We start from the raw sequence: 22,728 nt of genomic DNA on the forward strand, positions 1-22,728 counted from the left end.
AAATTGTCAAAAAAGCCTTTGACCGTCCGAAAGCGGGACAGCTCTATTCGGCCCGTGCATTGGTCAGCACCATGGAGAGGTCGCCCATACTGGTGCCGATGATCACGCGATAGGGCACATAATAGCCCGAGGCGCCGAGCGGGGCATACCAGAGGACGATGCGGCTGGTATCGGCCAGATATTGGGTCATTTCCGAGGACCCGAAATGCCCCGAAATCGGCTGGTATTTCACCGAGCAGGCGACCAGCGGCCCCTGATAGCCGGTGCGCGGCGAGGTGGCCTCGTCATGATCGAGAAAGCCCATGCGGATATTGAAGCGCTCGACCCCGGTGAAAATCTTGAACTCGCGCTGGCACAGCGACTGGTCCAGCCCCTCGCCCTTGAGCACGAAGGCGGAGAGGAAATCGCCCACGCCCGTGAGATGCCCCCGTTCCACCGGCACCCGGTCATAGCTGTCGAGCACGGGCGGCGTGACCTGGAACGAGGCCACATTGCGCCCAGAAAAGCCGACATCGACATTGAACACTTCGCCATTGGCGCGGGTTTCGAGCTGGAAGCGCTCCGCCTCTAGGGTCGAACCGGAGGAGGCACCGCTGACGCTGGCCGTGGCGGTGCCGCTGGCCACGACATTGCCGAGCCCGGTGACGCGCGCCGCGAGATCGAAGCCATAGCGGCGCCCGTCATCATCGAAGTCGATATCGACCAAAGCCACATTGATCCCGCCCACGGTCAGCACATAGCTGACCCGCGCATCGACGGGAGCGGACAAAGCCGGCCGGGCGGCAAGCGGGACGGCCAGGGCGAGAAGGAGCAGGGCGGATCGGATCACGGCGGGATGTCTCGGCTAGGCGCCTGCCGGTGACGCTGGCCGGGCAGGAACGAATCACTTCTGAATGGAGAAAGTGCCGCCCGATCTTGTCCCGCGCAAGGCGCTCTCTGCCCCGTGAGCCGGCCTTTGGCTTGACGGCAAGGCCTGCATTCTCTAAAGAACCGCGAGATTTCACCACAATCGAGGCCCGTAGCGGACGTCTCCGCCACGAAGGACCTTTACACAAACAGGATATCAAAAATGGCACGTCGCTGCGAATTGACCGGCAAGGGCGTTATGGTGGGCAACAATGTTTCGCACGCCCTCAACCGCACCCGCCGCCGCTTTCTCCCCAACCTCGTCAACGTGACGCTGATTTCGGATGCGCTGAACCGTTCGGTCAAGCTGCGCATTTCGGCCGCGGCCCTGCGTTCGGTCGAGCACCGCGGCGGCCTCGACGCCTTCCTGCTCAAGCAGGACGATGCCGATCTGAGCCCCCTGGCTCTGGGCATCAAGAAGGAAATCCGCGCGGCCCTCGCCGCCTAAGCGATTTCCTGTTCGGATTTCGACCGCGTGGAGTCCTGCTCCGCGCGGTTTTGTTTTTGGGCTGTCTTCTCTACCCACCACCGCGCGTCACTCTCGGGCTTGACCCGAGGGCTCTGTACATGCGGCGGCTTGATGAATACAACGCCCTCGGGTCAAGCCCGAGGGTGACGATCTGCGAGGAACGGCGGTTCCGTTCTTCTCCCCAATCTCCGCGCCAGCCAAATGCTGGTGGCGGATAACATAGGTACAGTCAGATGCTGTCTCGCTTGCTGGTGGCCTTGGCCGCCATGGTGGCCGTGGTCGCCGCTTCCAACTTTCTCGTGCAATTTCCGGTCGACCTGACCCTGGGGAACGTCCATATCGGCGACATCCTCACCTGGGGCGCCTTCACCTATCCCGTGGCCTTCCTGGTCACCGACCTGTCCAACCGCGCCTTCGGCCCGCAAAAGACCCGGCTCGTGGTCATTGCCGGCTTCTGCGTGGCGGTGGTGCTCTCGATCTGGCTGGCCACGCCGCGTATCGCCATCGCCTCGGGCTCGGCCTTCCTCGTGGCGCAATTGCTCGACGTCTCCATCTTCCATCGTCTGCGCCACGGCCCGTGGTGGCATGCGCCGATGTTCTCCTCGCTGTTCTCTTCGGCGCTCGACACCGCCATCTTCTTCTCCCTGGCCATGGCGCCGGCCTTTGCCGGCATCGATGCCTGGTTCGGGCTGGAAGATTCGTCCCTGCCCTTCCCCGCCCCGCTGCTCGGCATCGGACCGGAAGTGGAGCTGTGGCAGAGCCTCGCCCTGGGCGATTTCCTGGTGAAGCTGGTCATGGCCGTGCTGATGCTGGCGCCCTACAAGACCATCCGCGACCTGGTTCTGAAGCGGATGCCGGTGGCGGCATAAGGCAGCATTTTCAGCATTCGTCGTCATTGCCGGGCTTGTCCCGGCAATCCATTCGAGCGGGAAAGGTGGATCACCGGGACAAGCCCGGTGATGACGACAAAATTGTACGCACTCATTCCGGCAGCGCGAATTCCAGGATCATCGTCCGCTGCCAGCCGTTGAAATTGTTGTCCGAGCCCATGAGGATGCGCAATTCGCCGCCCGGCGTGCGGTGCACCATCAGGCTCTCCATATTGTCGATCTCGGCGCCCTGGGCCGAGAGCAGCAATTCCCCACGCATCAGATTGCCCGGCCGCACCTCCGCCGCCGGCACGCGGCGCAGGTTCATCGCGAAGCTGAACAGCGACACGCCGCGCTCCAGCACCAGGAGGTCGCCATTGGGCAGGAAGGCGCAATCGGTGGGATTGACGATGGGGCTGTTGAAATAGGTGAAGGGCCCCCTGTCCTCGACGCCCAGCATTTCGCCCCGGTGATTACCGTCTTCGTCCAGCGCTTCCTCGGTGATGAGGATGGTGGAACCGGCCACAGGGGAGGCCGGCGGCGCGATGCAGATCGATTCCAGCGATTCATTGGTCCTGAGATCGGTGAGCCATTGCGGGATCGGCACCTCCCGCGCCGGCCCGCCTGGACGGCCATCATGAATGGAAAAATCGGCCACCCGCGTCAGATGCTCGAAGCTGACCCGCACCGCCGCCGGCACGCCATCGCGCCAGATCGTGTCCATGCCCTCGGCATCGCGCGCATATTGGCGCGGCAATGGCTGGCCGGCGGAATTCTGGATCGGCTCGATAATCACCCCGATAAAGCCGAACAGCCGGTCTGCCTCGTCATAGGCCAATTGCCCGGAAACGAAATGGCCGCGATCGGTGACGAAGGCGATGCGCTGATTGTCGCCGGTCTGGGTGACGCTCGAGAGGCCGCCGAACGTGTCGTCGGGGCTTTGCAGGGTCATGCCGCCGCGAAAGATCAGCTTGTCGACCCGCTGGTCGAGCTCGGCGCCCTTGAAGCGGGTGATCTGCGCCGCGCTCACCGTCGCCTCCACCGCCCCGGCCGGACCGGCCAGGGTCAGCAGAGCCAGGGCAAGGGCGGCGGAGCGGATCATCCCCGCGCCCGCCGCCGGGTCTGGGCCGGCATTTCCTCGTCGAACAGGGCGGCCAGCTCGTCGGTGAGCGCCCCGGCCAGTTCCTCCGCATCGAGAAGCGTCACCGCGCGCCGGTAATAGCGGGTCACGTCATGACCGATGCCCACGGCGACGAGCTGGATCGGCGAGCGCGTCTCGATATCCTCGATCACCTGCCGCAGATGGGCTTCGAGATAATTGCCGGCATTGACGCTCTGGGTGCTGTCATCGACCGGCGCGCCGTCCGAGATCACCATGAGGATGCGCCGCTGTTCGGGGCGGGCCATCAGGCGCTTGCGCGCCCATTCCAGCGCCTCGCCGTCGATGTTCTCCTTGAGCAGGCCCTCGCGCATCATCAGGCCCAGATTACGCCTGGCATGGCGCCAGGGCTCGTCGGCGGCCTTGTAGATGATGTGGCGGATATCGTTGACGCGACCGGGATTGGGCGGGCGATTGGCCTCGAGCCAGGCTTCTCGGCTCTTGCCGCCCTTCCAGGCGCGGGTGGTGAAGCCCAGGATTTCCACCTTCACCCCGCAACGCTCCAGCGTGCGCGCGAGAATATCGCCACAGATCGCCGCAATGGTGATCGGCCTTCCGCGCATGGAGCCGGAATTGTCGATCAGCAGCGTCACCACGGTGTCGCGGAAATCGGTATCGTTCTCGACCTTGAACGAGAGTGCCTGCAGGGGATCGGTGACCACGCGGGTGAGGCGCGCCGTGTCCAGCAGCCCTTCTTCGAGGTCGAACTGCCAGGACCGGTTCTGCTTGGCCATCAGGCGCCGCTGCAGCTTGTTGGCCAGCCGCGCGACGGCGCCGGCCAGGTTTTCGAGCTGCTTGTCGAGCAGGGCGCGCAGCTGGTCGAGCTCATCGGGCGGGCACAATTCGGCCGCCTTGACGATCTCGTCGAACTTGGTGGTGAAGACCTTGTAATTGAACTGGTTGGAGAGCTGGGTGCCGCCATCCTTGGCGGGCGGCGGCATGGGGGCATCCTCGCCCGCCTCGGCCTCGGCGTCCTCGTCGGCATCGGCCATGTCGGCCTCCATGCCCTCGACATCGCCGGTTTCCTCGCTCTCGCCGGCCTGGCTGTCCTCTTCGCTCTCGGACTGCTCGTTCTCGCCATCGCCCTGCTCGGGCGCCTGGTCGGAACCCTGGGCCTGCTCGGGCTGGTTGTCCTCGCCGCTGTCCTCGTCGCTCTCGGAGGGATCCTCCATGTCGCTTTCGGCGATCAGGTTGAGATCGCGCAGCACGGCGCGCGCAGCCCTGGAGAAATCCTCCTGGCTCTCATAGGTATCGAGCAGCTTGTCGAGCGAGGTGCCGGCCTTGGCCTCGATCTCCTTGCGCCAGAGATCGACCAGCGCATGGCCCGAAGGCGGCACGGCCACGCCGGCCAGCTTTTCGCGCAGCATGAGGCCCAGGGCCTCGGCCAAAGGCGCATCGCCCTTGTCGTCGACCTCCGCGAAATTGGCGCGGAACAGCCGGTCCTCCAGCATTTCATGGATATTGCCGCCCATGCCGGGCATGCGGATGACGCCGAGGGACTCGACGCGCGCCTGTTCCAGCGCGTCGAAGGCGGCGCGCGCCTGCGGGTCCATGGGGCTCCGCTTGCGATGGGCATCGGGATCATGGCTGGCCAGCCGCATGGCCATGGCATCGCCCTGCCCGCGGGCAATGGCGATATCGCGCCTGGTCGGCAGGCGCGGCAGATTGGCCAGGCGCGCCTTGTCCGAGGTCAGCAGCGGCCGGTCGGCGGTGAAGCTGACCTCCAGCTCCGCCTTGCCGCCAATGGCGCGCACCGTGGCGCCCATGGCCGATTTGAAGGCCTGGGTCTGATCGGGCTTGTTGGCTTTGCTGCGCGGGGGTTGTGCCATGAACCTGCTCGTCTTTCGTGAGGAAGGCCCCCTCACCCGCCGCTGCGCGGCGACCTCTCCCCCAAGGGAGAGGCAAGAAAAACACCGGCCCCCCTTCACCTCTCCCTTGGGGGAGAGGTCGGCCCGAAGGGCCGGTGAGGGGGCCTTCTATTTCTACGCCATCACCGCCAGATTGGCGGAGCTTTCCGGCAAATCTTCGCCGAACACGCGCTGATAGAACTCGGCCACCACCGGGCGTTCGAGCTCGTCGCACTTGTTGAGGAAGGTCAGACGGAAGGCGAAGCCGATATCGCCGCCGAAAATCACGGCGTTCTCGGCCCAGGTGATGACGCCGCGCGGCGACATGACGGTGGAGATATCGCCATTGATGAAGGCCGAGCGCGTCAGGTCCGCCAGGCGCACCATGTTCGAAATCTGCTTCTTGCCCTTCTCGGTCTCGCCATAGCTCTTGTTCTTGGCCAGAACGATGCCGACTTCCTTGTCGTGGGGCAGGTAATTGAGCGTGGTCACGATCGACCAGCGGTCCATCTGGCCCTGGTTGATCTGCTGGGTGCCGTGATAGAGGCCCGACGTATCGCCCAGACCGATCGTATTGGTGGTCGAGAACAGCCGGAACGCCGGATGCGGGATGATGACGCGGTTCTGGTCGAGCAGGGTCAGCCGGCCCGATTGCTCCAGCACGCGCTGGATCACGAACATCACGTCCGGACGGCCGGCATCATATTCGTCGAAGACCAGGGCGACATTGTTCTGCACCGCCCAGGGCAGGATGCCGTCGCGGAATTCAGTGATCTGCTTGCCGTCCTTGAGCACGATCGCGTCCTTGCCGACGAGATCGATACGGCTCACATGGCTGTCGAGATTGACGCGGACCAGCGGCCAGTTCAGCCGCGCCGCCACCTGCTCGATATGGGTGGATTTGCCGGTGCCGTGATAGCCCTGCACCATGACGCGGCGATTATAGGCAAAGCCGGCCAGGATCGCGAGCGTGGTATTGCGGTCGAACAGGTAATCGGGATCGATCGGCGGCACATGGTCGGTGCGTTCCTTATAGCCCTTCACCACCATGTCGGTGTCGATACCGAACAGTTCGCGCGCCTTGTATTCGGTGTCGGGCAGATGGGCGAATTCAGTCATGGCAGGGCTCTTGATATGAACGAAAGCGTAAGGAAGGCGGTGGCTCTATAGCAGCATTGTGACAAGCCGGGTAGCCGTTGCTTGGCAAAGCCGTCTTCCCGGGGCGGCAAGGCCTTAGCGCAGGACAAAGCCGGTTTTCTTGAGGTGGGTATAGGCCGCGATCACCGAGCGCAACCGCTCTTCAGAGGACGCATCCCCGCCATTGACGTCCGGATGGTGCTTCTTGACCAGTGCCTTGTAGGCCGCCTTGATCTCGTCGGACTTGGCATGCCTGGTGAAGCCCAGCGTTTCCAGCGCCCGCCGGTCCGGCTCGTTGAGCGGCCTGACCCGTTCCGTGGCCGGACGCTTGGACTGCTGATAGCGATAGCGCGCGAAGACGCCGAAGGGATCGCCGTATTTCTCGCCCAATTGCGGCCCCTGCTTGCCGGCGGCCCGCGCCGTGCGGGCATTGCCGGTGGCAAAGCTCGAGCGCGTCTCCGCCTTGGGCGGTGCATGCAACGCTTCTTCCAGCTCGTCCGGGCTCATGCCGGCGAAATAATTGAAGGCCTTGTTGTAGTGCCGGACATGTTCGAGGCAGAAATTGTGATATTGCCCCTCGGAGCGCACGCCCTTGGGCGCCCGGAACTCGCCGGCCTCCTCGCACCCTTCCCAATCGCATCGGACCGAGACCGGCTCGGGCTTTTCCTCCCGGCGCGGACGGATGCGAATGCTGTCGAAAAGCTTGGATTGCGGTTTCATTGCGCCTAGTTGTGCCTACAAACAGATATTGGAGCCGCCCCATGTCCATGACGGACACAATCCGAGCCAAGCTCACCGAAAAATTTTCGCCCCTCCAGCTGGAGGTCATCGACGAATCCGAGAGCCATTACGGTCATTCCGGCTGGCGGGAGGGTGGTGAAACCCATTTTCGTGTCAGAATCGCGACCCGCAATTTTGACGGGATGAGCCGGGTTGCGCAACACCGCGCGATCATGGCCGCCCTTGACGATGAATTGAAGGCCAAGGTGCATGCCCTGGCCATCGAGGTTCTACCGGTCTGACGTTCGCTCGTCCTCATCCCATCGTCATGGCCCGGACAGGCCGGGTGATGACGGGCGCGTCGGGGCGCCTTACCCCCGCTTCTCCTCCAGAAACGCCCGCACCGCTTCCGGCGCGACATTCCCTTCGATGAAGGCCTGGCCGATGCCGCGCGTCAGAATGAAGGTCAGGGCCCCGCGCTGGACCTTCTTGTCCTGCGCGATGGCCGCCATCAAGGTGTCGGTCGAACCGAGCGTTCCGGGGATATCGGCCAATGTGGTGGGCAGGCCGGCCCGCTTCAAGTGCGCCTCTACCCGTCCGGCATCCTGGCCCGGCGCCAGGCCCAGCCGGGTGGAGAAAAGATGCGCCAGCACCATGCCGATGGCCACGCCCTCGCCATGCAGCAGCCGATCCGAATAGCCGGTATCCTTTTCCAGCGCATGGCCGAATGTATGGCCGAGATTGAGCAGGGCGCGGACCCCGTTCTCCTTCTCGTCCTCGATCACCACCCGCGCCTTGTGGGCGCAGCAGCGGGCCACCGCCTCGCCCCGCGCCGGCCCGCCCGAGAAAATCTCATCGAGATGGACATCGAGCCAGTCGAAGAAATCGGGATCGTCGATCAGCCCATATTTGACCACTTCGGCATAGCCGGCCGCGAATTGCCGGCGATCGAGGCTGTCGAGCGCTGACAGATCGGCCAGCACCAGTTTGGGCTGGTGGAAGGCGCCGACCAGGTTCTTGCCATGGGGCGAATTGATGCCGGTCTTGCCGCCGACCGAGGAATCGACCTGCGCCAGGAGCGAGGTCGGGATCTGCACGAAATCCATGCCGCGCCGGGTGATCGCGGCGGCAAAGCCGGCGAGATCACCGATGACCCCGCCGCCCAGCGCGATGACCAGATCGCCGCGTTCGAGCCGCGCCGCGAGCAGCCCTTCGACCACCTGCTCGAGCCTGGCATAATTCTTCGTGCCTTCCCCGGCGGGCAGGGTGATCACCTCATAGCCGAGCCCGGCCGCATCGAGCCCCGCCGTCAGCCGCGGCAATTGGGCGGCGGCGACATTGTCGTCGGTGACGATGCCATAGCGCCGCCCGGGAAATCTCTCGGCCAGGATCGCTCCCGCCTCATCGATCAGCCGGGGTCCGATCAGGATGTCATAGGCCCGCTCCCCCAAGGCGACATGAACGATATGGTCGATCCGGGTCATGGCTTGTCCTGATTGGTCTTGAGATGGTGGAGCAGCGCGCCCACGACATCGCCGGCCACATTGTCCTGCGGCACGTCGCGGCTCATCACCGTCACATCGGCCTCCCCATAGATGGGATAGCGGTCCGCGATCAGCTTTTCGAGCGTCGCCCGGGGGTCGGCCGTCTTGAGCAGGGGTCGGTTGGATCGCCGCGAGACCCGCTCGAACAGCACGTCGAGATCGGCCTTGAGCCAGACCGAGACGGCCTCGGCCTTGACCAGGGCTCGCGTCTCGGGATTGACGAAGGCCCCGCCCCCGGTCGCCAGCACGATGTCGCGTTCCTTGAGCAGGCGCATGATCACCCGCATCTCCCCGGCGCGGAACTCGGCTTCGCCGCGCTGCTCGAAGATTTCGGGAATGCTCATCTGCGCGGCGCGTTCGATTTCCTCGTCGCTGTCGATGAATTGCCGCCCGAGCCGGCTGGCCAGGCGCCGGCCTACCGTGGTCTTGCCCGCGCCCATCATGCCCACCAGCACAAGGGGTTTGCCGGCAAGCTTGCTGGCGAGCGCCCGCGCGCGGCCCTGCCGCGACCCGCCTTCCGTCCTGCTCACCTGCCGCACCCTCCGCTCATTGCCGCTATCAACCGGTCCCGGTCCCGGCTGTCAAGCCGAACACCGGCAGAGGTTGATCCCGGCGGCCATTTCCGCAAGATGGGCCGGGAACGCGATGGCAACCTTTTGCGCTTAAGCTGGGGACCACGCGGCAATCAGGACGATCATGCCTACCCTCTTTCGCTTGCTCATCATTGTGCTGTTTCTCGGAGGCCTTGCCTATGCCGGCATGTTCGCGCTCGTCACCTTCGTCAATGTCGAACCAAGGGAAGTCAGCCAGCGCGTCCCGACCCGCGACCTGCTGGGCGAAACCGGCGCACCGGGCGGCGGCGGCACGATCCTGCCACAGCCCAACGTGACCTCCACCCCGAGCCAGACCGGCGGCCAATGAGCGGCGCCCATCACATCGCCGCCTTCCTCGAAATGATGAGCGCCGAGCGCGGCGCGGCGGCCAATACGATCGAGGCCTATCGGCGCGACCTGGCCGATTATGCCGGTTTCGTCGCCGGCCGCGGCCACAGCCTGCTCGATTGCCCCCGCGACATCGTCACCGCCTGGCTCGACGCGCTCAAGCAGCAGGGCCTTTCGGCCGCCTCCAGCGCCCGGCGGCTTTCCGCCATCCGCCAATTCCACAAGTTTCTCTGCGCCGATGGCCTGCGCGGCGACGATCCTACGCGCATCGTCGCCAGCCCCAAGGCGCGCCGCGCCCTGCCGAAAGTGCTGTCCGTAGCCGAGGTCGACCGCCTGCTGGCCCTGGCGGAAGCCGAAGCCAATGCGCCCGTCAGCCCGCAGAAGCAGCTTTCGGCCCTGCGCCTCTATGTGCTGCTGGAAATGCTCTATGCCACCGGCCTGCGCGTCTCCGAACTGGTGAGTCTGCGCCGCGCTGCCGTCATGCGCGATGCGGCCTTCCTCACCGTTACCGGCAAGGGCAACAAGGAGCGCGTCGTGCCGATGAACGACCGGGCCCGCGACGCCGTGCGCGCCTGGATCGCCGCTTTGCCGCCCGGCCCCTGGCTCTTCCCCGCCAATGGCGAGGACGGCCATCTGGCCCGCCAGGTCTTCGCCCGCGATCTCAAGGCCCTGGCCGGCCGCGCCGGCATTGCTTCGGCCCGGGTGGCGCCCCATGTCCTGCGCCATGCCTTTGCCAGCCATCTCCTGGCCGGCGGGGCCGATCTGCGCGTGGTGCAGATGCTGCTCGGCCATGCCGATATCTCCACCACGCAGATCTATACCCATGTGCTGGACGAGAAATTGCGCAACCTGGTGGAAAGCCACCACCCGCTGGCCGGCAGTTAGGTTCGTCCCCACCAAATCCCAACCATTTCACCGGCCACGCTTGACTCCGCATTGCAGCCTCGTCACTTTCCGGCCACTTTAGGGCGCGACAGCAGCGCCTGCGCTTTGGCGCGACAAATTCAGACCCTAACGGGCGGTGGGATGCAGTCTTATCTCGATTTCGAAAAGCCGGTTGCCGATCTGGAAGCCAAGATCGTCGAACTCAAGTCGCTCGCGGCGAACGATTCCGCCGTGTCCATCGACGAGGAGGTCAACCGGCTCTCCGCCCGCGCCGATGAGGCCCTGGTCGAGATTTACCGCAAGCTGACGCCCTGGCAGAAGACACAGGTGGCGCGCCATCCGCAGCGCCCGCACTTCTCCGATTACGTGAAATCGCTGATCACTGAATGGCAGCCGCTGGCCGGCGACCGCAAGTTCGGCGAGGACGCGGCGCTGCAGGCCGGCTTCGGCCGGTTCAACGGCGAGCCGGTCGCCATTATCGGCCAGGAAAAGGGTAATTCCACCGAGACGCGCCTCAAGCACAATTTCGGCATGGCCAATCCCGAAGGCTATCGCAAGGCCGTGCGCATCATGGAAATGGCCGACCGCTTTTCCATTCCGGTGCTTTCCTTCGTCGATACGGCCGGCGCCTATCCCGGCATCGGCGCCGAGGAGCGCGGCCAGGCCGAGGCCATTGCCCGCTCCACCGAAAAGGGCCTGGAACTGGGCGTGCCCAACCTGGCCATCATCATCGGCGAAGGCGGCTCGGGCGGCGCCATCGCCATTGCCACCGCCAATCGCGTGCTGATGCTGGAAAACGCCATCTATTCGGTGATCTCGCCGGAGGCCGGCGCCTCCATCCTGTTCCGCGATGCCGGCCGCGCCCAGGACATGGCCACCGCCCAGAAGATCACCGCGCAGGACCTGCTCGGCTTCGGCGTCATCGATGCCATCATTCCCGAACCGGCCGGCGGCGCCCATCGCCATCACGCCGCGATCATGGATTCCACCCGCAGCGCCATCGCCAAGTTCCTCAAGGATTTCGACGGCAAATCCCGCCTCGAAACCCGCGAACACCGCCGCGAAAAATTCCTGGCCATCGGCACGAACCTATAGCTCGTAGTCGAAATCGGGGTCGTCGGACGGGCCAGTCAGCGGCGTGTTGACCGAGCTTGATATCGCGGCGACCTCGATGAAGCGCTCCGTCAGGCGATAGTCGAAACGATATCCATCACGGATAAGCCGGCGCAGGCCCGGTATCGGCAGATCGTCGCTGGCAAAGCCGGCCTGGCTATGCTGTTCGAGATCGCGTCTGACCGAACGGACCTGCTCGAGGAACCGCATCGCCGCCGCCGGACTACGTGCCCGAAGATATTGAGCCTCCTGGCGGATATAATCAGCCGCCTGCCGGGCAAGGCGCATGCGCATCAGGCGGCATCACCGCGCACGATGCGCTCCACTTCCCCGATCACATCGTCGAGATTTTCGGCGTCGCCATCCTGCAATTGCGCCAGCCCCTTTGCCGCCGCGAGGATTTGAGCGCCCTCGCCGGCCAGATAATGCCGCAATGCCCGCACCATTACCCAAGTGCGGGTCCGGTCGGACAAAGCCGCGATAGTCTCGATATCGGTGAGCACATCTGCTGGAAGGCGGAGGGTGATGGGGTTGGAAAGCGCCCTTTCGGTCATTGCCTTGCTCCATTGTAATACACCGTATTACATATCAATCCGGCATAACTCATGCAAGGCGCACAATTCCGCGTGAAGCGCGCCCGCTTCCGGCCCGCGCCGGGTCGTGGTAAAGGCTTCGTTCACTCCATTGGGTCATTTTGCTCTAGACCAGCCCCAAGGGGCGATCCATCTTCACCGGGCCTTCATCCTCGTGTCTGCTTCCTTGCTCCATCGCCTCGGCGCCTTCGTGATCCTGGTCTGGATCGCAATCGGGCTGGCCGCCTGTTCCAGCTTCGTCAAGGGCGGCGACAATCGCCACAACCAGCCGCTGTCGGGCGGCGTGGTGCAGGGCCTGCGCAATATGGGCTCCTCGCCCAGCGAAGGCATGGTGGTGCGCATCTTCAAGGAAGAACAGGTGCTCGAGGTCTGGAAACGGACCGGTACGGGCACCTACAAACTGTTCAAGACCTACGAGATTTGTGCCTATTCCGGCGATCTCGGGCCGAAATTCAAGGAAGGCGACCGCCAGAGCCCGGAAGGGTTCTACACCATTACCCCCGGCCTGATGCATCCGCGGTCCAATTACTACCTGGCCTTCAATACCGGCTTCCCCAACAAGTTCGACCGCGCCCATGGGCGCACCGGCTCGGACCTGATGGTGCATGGCGATTGCTCCTCGCGCGGCTGCTACGCCATGACCGATGCCGGCATCGCCGAGATTTACGCCCTGGCCCGCGAAAGCTTCAAGGGCGGCAATACCAGCTTCCAGCTCCAGATCTTTCCCTTCCGCATGACCGCGGCCAACCTGGCCCGCCACGCCTCCAGCCCGCATCTGGACTTCTGGAAGAACATCAAGACCGGCCACGATTATTTCGAGCTGACCAAGACCCCGCCGGTCTGGGATGTCTGCGAAAAGCGGTACATCTTCAATCCAGCCGCCTCCGGCCCACTCGACGCCCTGGGCGCCTGCCCGCCGGTACTCGCCAATGCCGCCCTGTCGGCCAAGCAGCAGGCGGACGACGCCGCCCTGTCCAGCCAGGCCGAGGCCATCCGCAAGGCCGCCGAACGCAAGGCGGCCGAGGAAGAGGCGATCCGCCAGCGCGGCCAGGCGGTCAACGGCTTCTTCTCGGGCATTGGCGGCCTGTTCGGCGGCAATCCCGCCCAGGACCCCAATATCCAGCCGGTGCTCTCCGGCAAGCCCGCTACCCTGCCCACCCCGGCCAACCAGCGCCCCTGATCGCGGCCGGGCGGCGCGACAGGTGCGGACCCATGGCGTAGGCTGGGCCAAAGTTCGGCCGCACTTTGGTGGGAAGGCCGGCCGGAGCCAAACCGGAGACGTCTTGTGGATCAGCCCGACAAAGAGCGCCCCTCCGACGGCGCCCCGATCACGCTGACGCCGGACATGCGGCCCGTTTCCGCCGCCGAGCGCACGCCTGAACCGCTCTCCGCTCCCGAACACGCCCGGCCCGAACGAAAATCCCGCCGGTCCGCATGGGCGCTTTCCTTCGGCATTCTGGGGCTGGTTGCGGGCCTGGCCGGCCTCGGGGCCGCCGGCTGGCTTTATACGGAAGGCCAGGCGGAAACGCGCCGCCTCGCCTCCGAAATCGCACAATTGCGCGTGAGCCTCGATCTTTATGCCCGCGGCGCCGGCACGGCCCCGACCACCGAGGACGACAGCCTCACCGATCTCGCCAATCGCCTGGCCATTCTCGAACAGAACTGGCGCAGCGACGCCCAGCCCGCCCCCACCAGCGCGGCCCCGGCCGCCGCGAATGCCACCAATGAGGATTGCCTGCCTTCGGGAATGCGCATTCTCGTCGCCCAGGGCGACAGCTATCCGGTCTGCGAGGCCGATGTCTCGGTCAATGTCGGCCAGGTGGCCAATGGCTATATCGGCCTGCTCGACGGCACGATCATCCCCTCGGGTGGTACCATGCCGCTGCCGGGCAGCGCCTGCACGATCGGCGTCACCTCCAGCGGCGACGAAGGCCTGACCGGCTACGCGGAAATCCGCGTCACCTGCTGATAAAAAAAGCCCGGCTGCGCGCCGGGCTTTCCATCCGTGGGGATTGTCTTATTCGGCCGCCGGCTCCGCCGCCGCATCGGCCTCCGCGGCTTCCTGCGCGTCGAACTTGGCCTTGAGCTCGGGATCCTCGATATTGATCTCGACCCCTTCCATCAGCGCATCGACCTTCTCGGTGAAGGAGCGCATCAGCAGCTGGTTCTGGATTTGCGGCGCCACCTGCTCGAAGCTGGGCGGGGCGGAATCGCGCTTTTCTTCCAGCTTGATGACGTGCCAGCCGAATTGCGACTGCACCGGGGTCGAGACATCGCCCGGATTGGCCAGCGCGAAGACCGCCTCCTCGAAGGGCTGCACCATCATGCCGCGCCCGAAAAAGCCGAGGTCACCGCCATTGGCCGCGCCCGGATCGATCGAATTTTCCCGCGCCAGTTCCGCAAAATCGGCGCCGCCATCGATCTCGGCCTTGAGTTCATTGGCCTTTTCCTCGGTTTCCACCAGGATATGGCTGGCCCGCACTTCTTCCTGCGGCTCGAATTGCTGCACGAAGGCGTCATATTCGGCGCGGGCCGCTTCCTCGGTCACGGCGCCGGCAATGGCCTCGTTGAAATAGGCGCGGCGCAGCGCCCGTTCCTCGAGATATTTCTGCCGCTGGGCAAAGATCTCAGTCTGGTCCATGCCCGCTTCGCGCGCCGCCTGGGACATGACCTTCATGTCGATGAGAATGCGCACCAGGAAGGCGCGGCGTTCCTCGGGGGGCATCTGCGAAAGATCCTGCGCCATGTCCTCGGCGGCGAAGGCCAGGTCCGCCTCGGTAATGTTCTGGCCTCCCACTACGGCCACCACCGCATCGGCATTGGCGATGGCGTCTTCTTGCGCCAGGACGGCGCCGGCCGGAAGAGTGGCCAGAAGGGCGACGAGGCTGGCGGCGCGCAAGAGGCGCAGGCTGAAATTCCGCATGAGGTCTGTTCTCCTGAGCCGGGGATGGGTCCGGCATTGGTCAATGTCTTGTCCCGCCCCCGCTCGCACGGCAAGAGGGCCAAATTGTGCCGGACAAGAGCACGATTACTTCGTCTTCACCTGTGCCTGCTATGTCCGGAAAACGTGAGACTGCCCGTTGTGTCGCCCATTTCCCATACGTTGACAAGACCGGACCCCACTCTTACATCTCACCCGCTTTTCAAGAGCGTGGAACGCTGCCGCATCCCTATGCGCAGCGGACATGCAAGACAGACATATCGGGAACCGGAAGGGCTTCCCCCAGTTCTGACGAGGCGAAATGGGATGGCTGACGCAGCCATGAAATGACGCGCCGCCTGATCCATCGCCCCGCCGCCGACATAAAAAGGACTTCGAACATGGCACTTGCTGCGCTTGCCCGGAAGATTTTCGGGTCACCGTCCGACAGGCAGGTCAAGCAATATCAGGGCAAGGTCGCCGCGATCAACGCGCTCGAACCCGAACTGGCCAAGCTCAGCGACGATGCGCTCAAGGCGCGCACCGCCGAATTCAAGGCGCAGCTGGAAAAGGGTGCCAAGATCGATGACCTCGTCGTGCCTGCCTTCGCCACCGTGCGTGAAGCCGGCAAGCGCGTTCTGGGCATGCGGCACTTCGACGTCCAGCTGATCGGCGGCATGGTGATGAACGACAGGTCCATCGCCGAAATGCGCACCGGTGAAGGCAAGACGCTGGTGGCCACCCTGCCCATGTATCTCAATGCGCTGACCGGCAAGGGCGCGCATCTGGTGACGGTCAACGATTACCTGGTCCGGCGCGACGCCGCCTGGATGGGGCAGATCTACGGCTTCCTGGGCCTGTCCACCGGCATCATCGTGCCGGGCATCAACGACACCGAGCGCAAGGCCGCCTATGCCTGCGACATCACCTATGGCACCAATAACGAGCTCGGCTTCGATTATCTGCGCGACAACATGAAATATACCCGCGCCCAGATGGTGCAGCGGGGCCATGAATTCGCCATCGTCGACGAAGTGGACTCCATCCTCATCGACGAAGCGCGGACGCCGCTGATCATTTCCGGTCCCGCCGAGGATCGCTCCGACCTCTATATCAAGATCGACGCCCTGATGCCCATCATCGGCGAGGAGGATTACGAGCTCGACGAGAAGCATCGGGCCGCAACCTTCACCGACCAGGGCGTGGAGAAGCTCGAAGCCGCTTTGGCCGAAGCGGGCCTGCTCAAGGGCGGCTCCATGTATGACGTGGAAAACGTCATCCTGGTGCACCACGCCAATTCGGCCCTGCGCGCCCACAAGCTGTTCCGCCGCGACAAGGACTATATCGTCCGCCAGAATTCCGACGGCGGCGAAGTGGTGATCATCGACGAATTTTCCGGCCGCATGATGCCGGGCCGCCGCTATTCGGAAGGCCTGCACCAGGCCCTGGAGGCCAAGGAACGCGTCAAGATCCAGGCGGAAAACCAGACCCTGGCCTCGATCACCTTCCAGAACTATTTCCGCCTCTACAAGAAGCTGGCCGGCATGACCGGCACCGCCGCGACCGAGGCCGAGGAATTCGCCGATATCTACGGCCTGGGCGTCACCACCGTGCCGACCAACCTGCCGGTGCAGCGCATCGACGAGGACGACGCCATCTACCGCACGGCGGCGGAAAAATTCGACGCCATTGCCGACCTGATCAAGGAATGCCAGGACCGGGGCCAGCCGGTTCTGGTGGGCACCACCTCGATCGAAAAATCCGAAATGCTCGCCGACATTCTGCGCACCAAGAATGTGGGCCAGATGAACGTGCTCAATGCCCGCCATCACGAGCAAGAAGCCTTCATCGTCGCCGATGCCGGCCTGCCCGGCGCCATCACCATCGCCACCAACATGGCCGGTCGCGGCACCGACATCCAGCTGGGCGGCAATCTCGAAATGCGCATCCAGAAGGAGGCCGACGGCCTCGAAGGGGAAGCGCGCGAACAAAAGATCGCCGAGATCAAGGCCAGGATCGCCGAGGACAAGCAGAAGGCCCTCGCGGCCGGTGGCCTCATGGTCATCGGCACCGAGCGCCATGAATCGCGCCGCATCGACAACCAGTTGCGTGGTCGTTCCGGCCGCCAGGGCGACCCGGGCCATTCGAAATTCTTCCTCTCGCTTCAGGACGACCTGATGCGCATCTTCCCCATCGAGAGCATGGATTCCATGCTCGGCAAGCTGGGGCTGGAACAGGGCGAGAGCATCACCCATCCCTGGGTGACCAAGGCGATCGAACGCGCCCAGGGCAAGGTCGAGGCGCGCAATTTCGACATCCGCAAGAACATCCTCAAATACGACGACGTGATGAACGATCAGCGCAAGGTGATCTTCGAGCAGCGTCTGGAATTCATGGATGCCGACGATGTCAGCGAGACCATCACCGAGATGCGCCATGGCGTGGTCGAGAACGTGGTGTCCCGCGCGGTTCCGCCCCGCTCCTATCCGGAACAGTGGAACACCGAGCAGCTTCAGGCCGCGGCCAAGACCTATCTCAATATCGATATCCCAGCCGCCGAATGGGCGGCCGAGGAAGGCATCGACGCCGAGATCGTCGAGGATCGCATCCGCGAAGCCTCCGACGCGCTGATGGCGGCCAAGGAGGAGAAATACTCGCCCTCGATCATGCGCCAGGTGGAAAAGTCCATCCTGCTGCAATCGGTGGACGGGCTCTGGCGCGAGCATCTGGTCATGCTCGACCATCTCTCCAAGGTGGTGGGCTGGCGCGGCATCGCCCAGCGCGACCCGCTCAACGAATACAAGCAGGAAGCCTATGAGCTGTTCCAGGCCATGCTGGGCAATCTGCGCGAGCTGGTCACCACCCAGCTCAGCCATATCGAAATCCAGATCCGCCAGGAGCCGCCCCCGCAGCCCCAGGCGCCGGACATGAGCCGGCTGACCTCGACCCATATCGATCCGACCACCGGTGAGAACGATGCGGAAGGCGACGATGTCGCCAGCCGCGACGGCCCGCCCCCCGTCGATCCCAAGCTGCTCCAGGGCGTCTCCCGCAATGCCCCCTGCCCCTGCGGTTCGGGCAAGAAATTCAAGCATTGCCACGGCGCCTTTGCCTGAGGGCAAGGCTGCATGAAATGAAAGGGCGGCCTTCCGGGCCGCCCTTTTTTATGGCTTGAGACATTTCCGAGCGAGTCCCACCTAACTCCGACGAAGGAGGAGGCTGGGAGCCTGCTATGGAACCACTTCCTTATACCCTGTTATACCCCGCAGGACCGTATCCACCACGGCCTCGATCCGGCTCGCCGCCTCGTCGAGCTGGCCCAGCAGCAAGTGGTGCCAGGCATAGGCGACGACCAGATCGATGATCAGGGTCGCATCGGTGGTCTCCGGCACTTCGCCCCGCAATTTGGCACGCTCGATGATCTGCGCCGCCCATTGCTTGCGCTCGGCCTGGTAATCCTGCAGGGCCGCGGCGGCATCGTCGTCATTCTGCGCTTCGGCAATCACCGCGCGATAGACCAGGCCCGGCAGGCCATCGCTCCAGAAGCCCAGCAATTGCCGGTCGAGGAACCCGATCAGGTCGCCCCGCAGCGTACCGGTATCGGGAAAAGGGCGGACATGCTTGAAGCGGCTATAGACATCGAGCATCAGCGCCGTGCGATTGGGCCACCAGCGATAGATGGTCGGCTTGCCGGCCCGGGCATGGCGCGCCACCGCCTCGATGGAAAAACCGGCCAGCCCGGATTGACGCAGCACATATTCGGCGGCGTCCAGGATGGCTTCCTGGCTGGCGGGATTGCGCCGCGCGCCGATCGATTTCCGGGTTTCGCTATTCTCGTCGTTCTCGGTGCTCATACCAGTCTATATGGCGCAAAAATTCCTCAGCGAAAAGGATTGAACGAAACGGCTCGTTTCGTTATACAACGGAACGTACCGTTTCGATGGAGTTTCCCATGTCCCTCCCCGCCCGCCTGCGTATGATGCTGCTGATGACCCTGGCCGTCTATCCGGTGGTCACGCTCTATCTCTACGCCCTGACGCCCCTGACCGCCGGTTGGGACATCTGGCAGCGCAGCCTGATCCTGGTGCCGATGATGACCGGTACGATCGTGCTGGCCGTCGTGCCCCTCATCACCCGGCATTTCGGCGCCTTCATCGCCGGCCCCAAGCCCTCCCCGGCCGCCTGATGGGTAAATAAACCTGCGAGGGGAACCAAACGCGATCCCGCGCCTTTTGCGTTGTGGCCGGCATATTTCCTCACGGGGAAATATGCCGGCCACAAGCGTCAGGGGGACAGCGTCATGGTCAAGCGTTTCGTCATCAATGCTCCGGTCTTTTTCGGAGCGCTTTTCGTCATCGGCCTGTTCCTGGCAGTCGGCATCGGCTTTCCCAGCCAGGCCGAGGAAATCTTCGGCAGTCTGCAGGCCGGCATTCTCACCAATTTCGGCTGGCTCTACCTGCTCACCGTGGGCATCGTGCTCGCCGCCATGCTCCTGCTCTGCCTCAGCCGCTATGGCACGCTCAAACTCGGGCCGGACGATGCCAGTCCCGATTTCAGCTTCCTCTCCTGGATCGCCATGCTCTTCGCCGCCGGCATGGGCATCGGCCTCATGTTCTACGGCGTCGGCGAACCCATGACCCATTACATGGTCCCGCCCACCGCCGAACCGCGTTCGATCGCGGCGGTGCGCGAGGCCATGTCGGTCACCTTCTTCCATTGGGGCATCCATGCCTGGGCGATCTATGCCGTCGTCGGCCTGTCGCTGGCCTATTTCGGCTATCGCTACAACCTTCCCCTGACCATTCGCTCCGGGCTCTATCCCCTGCTCAAGGAGCGCATCAACGGTCCCATCGGCCATGCCGTCGATATCTTCGCCATTGTCGGCACCGTCTTCGGCATCGCCACCTCCATGGGCGTCGGCGTCATGCAGATCAATGCCGGGCTCAACTTCCTCACCGGCATCCCGATCTCCAGCCAGGTGCAGCTGCTGATCATCGCCGTGGTGATGGGCCTGGCGACGATTTCGGTCGTCACCGGCCTCGACAAGGGCGTGCGCATTCTCTCCGAGTTCAACCTGCTCGTCGCGATCCTGCTGATGCTCTTCGTGCTGGCGGTTGGGCCGACGGGCGAATTGTTCCGCGATTTCGTGCAGAATCTCGGCCTTTACCTCGACACCATGGTACTGCGCACCTTCAACATCTATGCCTATCAGCCCACGCCCTGGATCGATGCCTGGACACTGTTCTACTGGGCCTGGTGGATTTCCTGGTCGCCCTTCGTCGGCATGTTCATCGCCCGCATTTCCCGCGGCCGCACCGTGCGCGAATTCATCACTGCGGTTCTCTTCATCCCCGCTGGCTTCACCTTCATCTGGATGACCGTCTTCGGCAATACGGCCATCTTCATCGACAGCACCCAGGCGGCCGGGGCGCTCGGTACCGCCATCGCCAGCGATCTCTCGGTCGGTCTGTTCGAATTCTTCAGCTACCTGCCCTTCCCCGCTGTCACCTCCACCCTGGCGGTGATCCTGGTCGGCGTCTTCTTCGTCACCTCCGCCGATTCCGGCTCCCTGGTCGTGGACGCCATCGCCGCCGGGGGCGAAACCGAGACGACGACGCTGCAACGCGTCTTCTGGTGCGCCTTCGAAGGGGTGGTGGCGGCCGTGCTGCTCCTGGCGGGCGGGCTGGGCGCCCTGCAATCGGTCACCATTGCCAGCGCCCTGCCCTTTGCCCTGGTCATCCTCGCGCTGCTCTGGTCGCTCCTGGCGGGAATGCGGGCCGACCTGGCGCAGGAATTGCGCCGCGGATTGGACGGCAGCGCCGTGCCCGCCCAGCCCGCCGCCGGCATCACCTGGCAGCGGCGCCTGGCGCTGATGCTCAAGGCGCCCAGCGAGCGCGAGATCAAGGCCTTCATCGTCGGCCAGGTGCGGCCGGCCCTGGAACAGGTGGCCAGGGAACTGACCAATCGCGGCCGTGCCGCCCATGTGGAGGAGGATGAGAACGGCGCGGTGGCGCTGCGGGCCCCCGCCGAGGGCATGCGCGACTTCGTCTACGGCGTCTCGCTCGCCAGCCATCCGGTCGCCATCCTCTCCCCGCTGGCGACCGGCAAGCCGGACCAGCGCTATGAGGCCCGCACCTATTTTTCCAGCGGCAATCGCGGCTACGACGTCATGGGGCTGGGCCACGACCAGCTGATCGCCGATGTGCTGGTGCAGTTCGAGCGCTATCTGCACCTGATCAAATCGCCCGATGTCCAGCTTCTGCATGCCGCGCCCGAGCATCAGGCCGAGACCTGAGCGGGCCCCATCCCGGCCGGCTGCGCTATCTTGCGCCCGGCACACCTTTGAGGCACACCAAGGCAAAAGATTTGCCCCTCAAAGGTTCCTGGTCATGGCCGCGCATCCGGTTTCTCCCCTCGCTCCCAAATCCTATCCGGACCTGCCGCCGGTCGCCGGGGTGCGCTTCGCCACCGCCGAAGCCGGCATCAAGTACAAGAACCGCACCGACGTGCTGCTGATGGCCTTCGACGAGGGCACCGTGGCCGCCGGCGTGCTGACCCGCTCGCAATGCTCTTCGGCCGCGGTCGACTGGTGCCGCACCAACCTGCCCGGCGGCCTGGCGCGCGGCCTGGTGGTCAATTCGGGCAATGCCAATGCCTTTACCGGCATCAAGGGCAAGGAAAGCGTGCGCAAGACGGCCGAGATCGCCGCCGCTGCCCTGGGCTGCTCCACCGCCGAGATTTTCCTCGCCTCCACCGGCGTCATCGGCGAGCCGCTCGATGCCGGCAAGTTCGCCGGGGTCCTGGACGATTGCGCCACCCGCCTGGTCGATACGCCCTGGATCGAGTCGGCCCGGGCGATCATGACCACCGACACCTTCCCCAAGCTGTCGGGCGCCGTGCTCGAGATCGACGGCATCGAGATCAGGATCAACGGCATCGCCAAGGGCTCCGGCATGATCGCCCCGGACATGGCGACCATGCTCTCCTTCGTCGTCACCGACATGCCCATCGCCGCCGACGTGCTGCAGGCCCTGCTGGCCCGGCACACCCGCACCAGCTTCAATGCCATCACCGTGGACAGCGACACCTCCACCTCGGACACGCTCCTTGCCTTCGCCACCGGCAAGGCGGCGATCGACCCCATCCTGAGCCTCGACGATCCCCGCGCCGAAATCTTCGGCGAAGCCCTTTCGGACGTGCTGTTCGAGCTCGCCATCCATGTGGTGCGCGACGGCGAAGGCGCCACCAAGCAGGTCTCGGTACATGTCGAAGGCGCGGTCTCCGACGACAGCGCCTTCCGCATCGCCAAGTCCATCGCCGATTCCCCCCTGGTCAAGACCGCCATTGCCGGCGAGGACGCCAATTGGGGCCGCGTGGTCATGGCCGTGGGCAAGGCTGGCGAGCCAGCCGACCGCGACCGGCTTTCCATCCGCTTCGGTGACCTGCTGGTGGCCAGGGAAGGCGAGCGCGCGCCCGGCTATGACGAAGCGGCCACCAGCGCCTATATGAAGGGCGAGGAACTGGAACTGACCGTCAGCCTCGGCCTCGGCGAAGGGCGCGCCACGGTCTATACCTGCGACCTCACCCATGGCTACATCACCATCAATGGCGATTACCGGAGCTGA

General features: G+C 64.5%; 23 protein-coding genes. 12 read left to right on the plus strand and 11 right to left on the minus strand.

Annotated features, from left to right (window positions below):
- Positions 1-43 precede the first annotated feature (43 nt).
- Positions 44-829, minus strand: coding sequence for a DUF3108 domain-containing protein (locus tag A3840_RS08200; RefSeq protein WP_067454657.1), 786 nt, complete (start codon positions 827-829; stop codon positions 44-46).
- Positions 830-1,069: 240 nt separating this feature from the next.
- Between A3840_RS08200 and rpmB the strand changes: the two genes are divergently transcribed.
- Positions 1,070-1,354, plus strand: a complete 285-nt coding sequence (gene rpmB, locus A3840_RS08205) for a 50S ribosomal protein L28 (protein WP_067454660.1) — start codon at positions 1,070-1,072, stop codon at positions 1,352-1,354.
- 254 nt (positions 1,355-1,608) lie between these two features.
- Positions 1,609-2,244: a VUT family protein gene (locus tag A3840_RS08210; protein ID WP_067454663.1), complete on the plus strand. Its 636-nt coding sequence runs from the start codon at positions 1,609-1,611 to the stop codon at positions 2,242-2,244.
- 112 nt (positions 2,245-2,356) lie between these two features.
- On the opposite strand, the gene A3840_RS08215 is transcribed toward A3840_RS08210, so the two are convergent.
- The 4 genes from A3840_RS08215 to A3840_RS08230 form a co-directional block, all read right to left on the minus strand.
- Complete coding sequence (locus A3840_RS08215; protein WP_067454667.1) at positions 2,357-3,346, minus strand: esterase-like activity of phytase family protein; 990 nt, start codon at positions 3,344-3,346, stop codon at positions 2,357-2,359.
- A complete protein-coding gene (gene cobT, locus A3840_RS08220) occupies positions 3,343-5,232 on the minus strand; it encodes a cobaltochelatase subunit CobT (protein WP_067454670.1) in 1,890 nt (629 codons plus the stop codon). Before cobT ends, A3840_RS08215 begins: the two co-directional genes overlap by 4 nt.
- Before the next feature lie 153 nt (positions 5,233-5,385).
- A complete protein-coding gene (cobS, locus tag A3840_RS08225; protein WP_067454673.1) occupies positions 5,386-6,369 on the minus strand; it encodes a cobaltochelatase subunit CobS in 984 nt (327 codons plus the stop codon).
- A 114-nt stretch (positions 6,370-6,483) separates the two neighbouring features.
- A complete protein-coding gene (locus A3840_RS08230) occupies positions 6,484-7,107 on the minus strand; it encodes a J domain-containing protein (RefSeq protein WP_067454677.1) in 624 nt (207 codons plus the stop codon).
- Positions 7,108-7,148: 41 nt separating this feature from the next.
- Between A3840_RS08230 and A3840_RS08235 the strand changes: the two genes are divergently transcribed.
- Complete coding sequence (locus A3840_RS08235; protein ID WP_067454680.1) at positions 7,149-7,409, plus strand: BolA family protein; 261 nt, start codon at positions 7,149-7,151, stop codon at positions 7,407-7,409.
- Between the two features lie 69 nt (positions 7,410-7,478).
- Here A3840_RS08235 and aroB read toward each other — a convergent pair whose 3' ends face one another.
- The gene (aroB, locus tag A3840_RS08240) at positions 7,479-8,591 is read right to left on the minus strand and encodes a 3-dehydroquinate synthase (protein ID WP_067454683.1); all 1,113 of its coding nucleotides are present in this window, start codon (positions 8,589-8,591) and stop codon (positions 7,479-7,481) included.
- Entirely contained in the window at positions 8,588-9,181 is a 594-nt protein-coding gene (locus A3840_RS08245; protein ID WP_067454758.1) for a shikimate kinase, read from the minus strand. The genes aroB and A3840_RS08245 overlap by 4 nt, the downstream gene beginning before the upstream one ends.
- 166 nt (positions 9,182-9,347) lie before the next feature.
- On the opposite strand from A3840_RS08245, the gene A3840_RS20195 reads away from it, so the two are divergent.
- From A3840_RS20195 to A3840_RS08260, 3 genes are all read left to right on the plus strand, one after another.
- Positions 9,348-9,572, plus strand: a complete 225-nt coding sequence (locus tag A3840_RS20195; protein ID WP_342669894.1) for a hypothetical protein — start codon at positions 9,348-9,350, stop codon at positions 9,570-9,572.
- Positions 9,569-10,477, plus strand: a complete 909-nt coding sequence (locus A3840_RS08255) for a site-specific tyrosine recombinase XerD (RefSeq protein ID WP_067454686.1) — start codon at positions 9,569-9,571, stop codon at positions 10,475-10,477. Before A3840_RS20195 ends, A3840_RS08255 begins: the two co-directional genes overlap by 4 nt.
- A gap of 141 nt (positions 10,478-10,618) precedes the next feature.
- Positions 10,619-11,572: an acetyl-CoA carboxylase carboxyltransferase subunit alpha gene (locus tag A3840_RS08260; protein WP_067454689.1), complete on the plus strand. Its 954-nt coding sequence runs from the start codon at positions 10,619-10,621 to the stop codon at positions 11,570-11,572.
- On the opposite strand, the gene A3840_RS08265 is transcribed toward A3840_RS08260, so the two are convergent.
- Together A3840_RS08265 and A3840_RS08270 are read right to left on the minus strand one after the other, a co-directional pair.
- Positions 11,567-11,884, minus strand: coding sequence for a type II toxin-antitoxin system RelE/ParE family toxin (locus tag A3840_RS08265; protein WP_067454692.1), 318 nt, complete (start codon positions 11,882-11,884; stop codon positions 11,567-11,569). The two genes, A3840_RS08260 and A3840_RS08265, sit on opposite strands and share 6 nt — an antisense overlap.
- Complete coding sequence (locus A3840_RS08270; RefSeq protein ID WP_067454694.1) at positions 11,884-12,144, minus strand: CopG family ribbon-helix-helix protein; 261 nt, start codon at positions 12,142-12,144, stop codon at positions 11,884-11,886. The genes A3840_RS08265 and A3840_RS08270 overlap by 1 nt, the downstream gene beginning before the upstream one ends.
- 193 nt (positions 12,145-12,337) lie before the next feature.
- Between A3840_RS08270 and A3840_RS19850 the strand changes: the two genes are divergently transcribed.
- Together A3840_RS19850 and A3840_RS08280 are read left to right on the plus strand one after the other, a co-directional pair.
- On the plus strand, positions 12,338-13,363 hold the full coding sequence (locus A3840_RS19850) for a L,D-transpeptidase family protein (protein WP_205633353.1): 1,026 nt from the start codon (positions 12,338-12,340) through the stop codon (positions 13,361-13,363).
- Between the two features lie 105 nt (positions 13,364-13,468).
- Positions 13,469-14,152: a hypothetical protein gene (locus A3840_RS08280; protein ID WP_067454700.1), complete on the plus strand. Its 684-nt coding sequence runs from the start codon at positions 13,469-13,471 to the stop codon at positions 14,150-14,152.
- Between the two features lie 48 nt (positions 14,153-14,200).
- Here A3840_RS08280 and A3840_RS08285 read toward each other — a convergent pair whose 3' ends face one another.
- Positions 14,201-15,106, minus strand: coding sequence for a peptidylprolyl isomerase (locus tag A3840_RS08285; RefSeq protein ID WP_067454703.1), 906 nt, complete (start codon positions 15,104-15,106; stop codon positions 14,201-14,203).
- A 398-nt stretch (positions 15,107-15,504) separates the two neighbouring features.
- Between A3840_RS08285 and secA the strand changes: the two genes are divergently transcribed.
- The gene (secA, locus tag A3840_RS08290; RefSeq protein WP_067454761.1) at positions 15,505-18,219 is read left to right on the plus strand and encodes a preprotein translocase subunit SecA; all 2,715 of its coding nucleotides are present in this window, start codon (positions 15,505-15,507) and stop codon (positions 18,217-18,219) included.
- Positions 18,220-18,333: 114 nt separating this feature from the next.
- On the opposite strand, the gene A3840_RS08295 is transcribed toward secA, so the two are convergent.
- The gene (locus A3840_RS08295) at positions 18,334-18,957 is read right to left on the minus strand and encodes a TetR/AcrR family transcriptional regulator (protein WP_067454706.1); all 624 of its coding nucleotides are present in this window, start codon (positions 18,955-18,957) and stop codon (positions 18,334-18,336) included.
- A 98-nt stretch (positions 18,958-19,055) separates the two neighbouring features.
- On the opposite strand from A3840_RS08295, the gene A3840_RS08300 reads away from it, so the two are divergent.
- From A3840_RS08300 to argJ, 3 genes are all read left to right on the plus strand, one after another.
- Positions 19,056-19,289, plus strand: coding sequence for a putative antibiotic biosynthesis monooxygenase (locus A3840_RS08300; protein ID WP_131798274.1), 234 nt, complete (start codon positions 19,056-19,058; stop codon positions 19,287-19,289).
- A gap of 114 nt (positions 19,290-19,403) precedes the next feature.
- Positions 19,404-21,398: a BCCT family transporter gene (locus tag A3840_RS08305; protein ID WP_067454764.1), complete on the plus strand. Its 1,995-nt coding sequence runs from the start codon at positions 19,404-19,406 to the stop codon at positions 21,396-21,398.
- A gap of 94 nt (positions 21,399-21,492) precedes the next feature.
- Positions 21,493-22,728, plus strand: a complete 1,236-nt coding sequence (gene argJ / locus A3840_RS08310; RefSeq protein WP_067454712.1) for a bifunctional glutamate N-acetyltransferase/amino-acid acetyltransferase ArgJ — start codon at positions 21,493-21,495, stop codon at positions 22,726-22,728.

This window comes from Devosia elaeis, assembly GCF_001650025.1.
Taxonomy (GTDB): domain Bacteria; phylum Pseudomonadota; class Alphaproteobacteria; order Rhizobiales; family Devosiaceae; genus Devosia; species Devosia elaeis.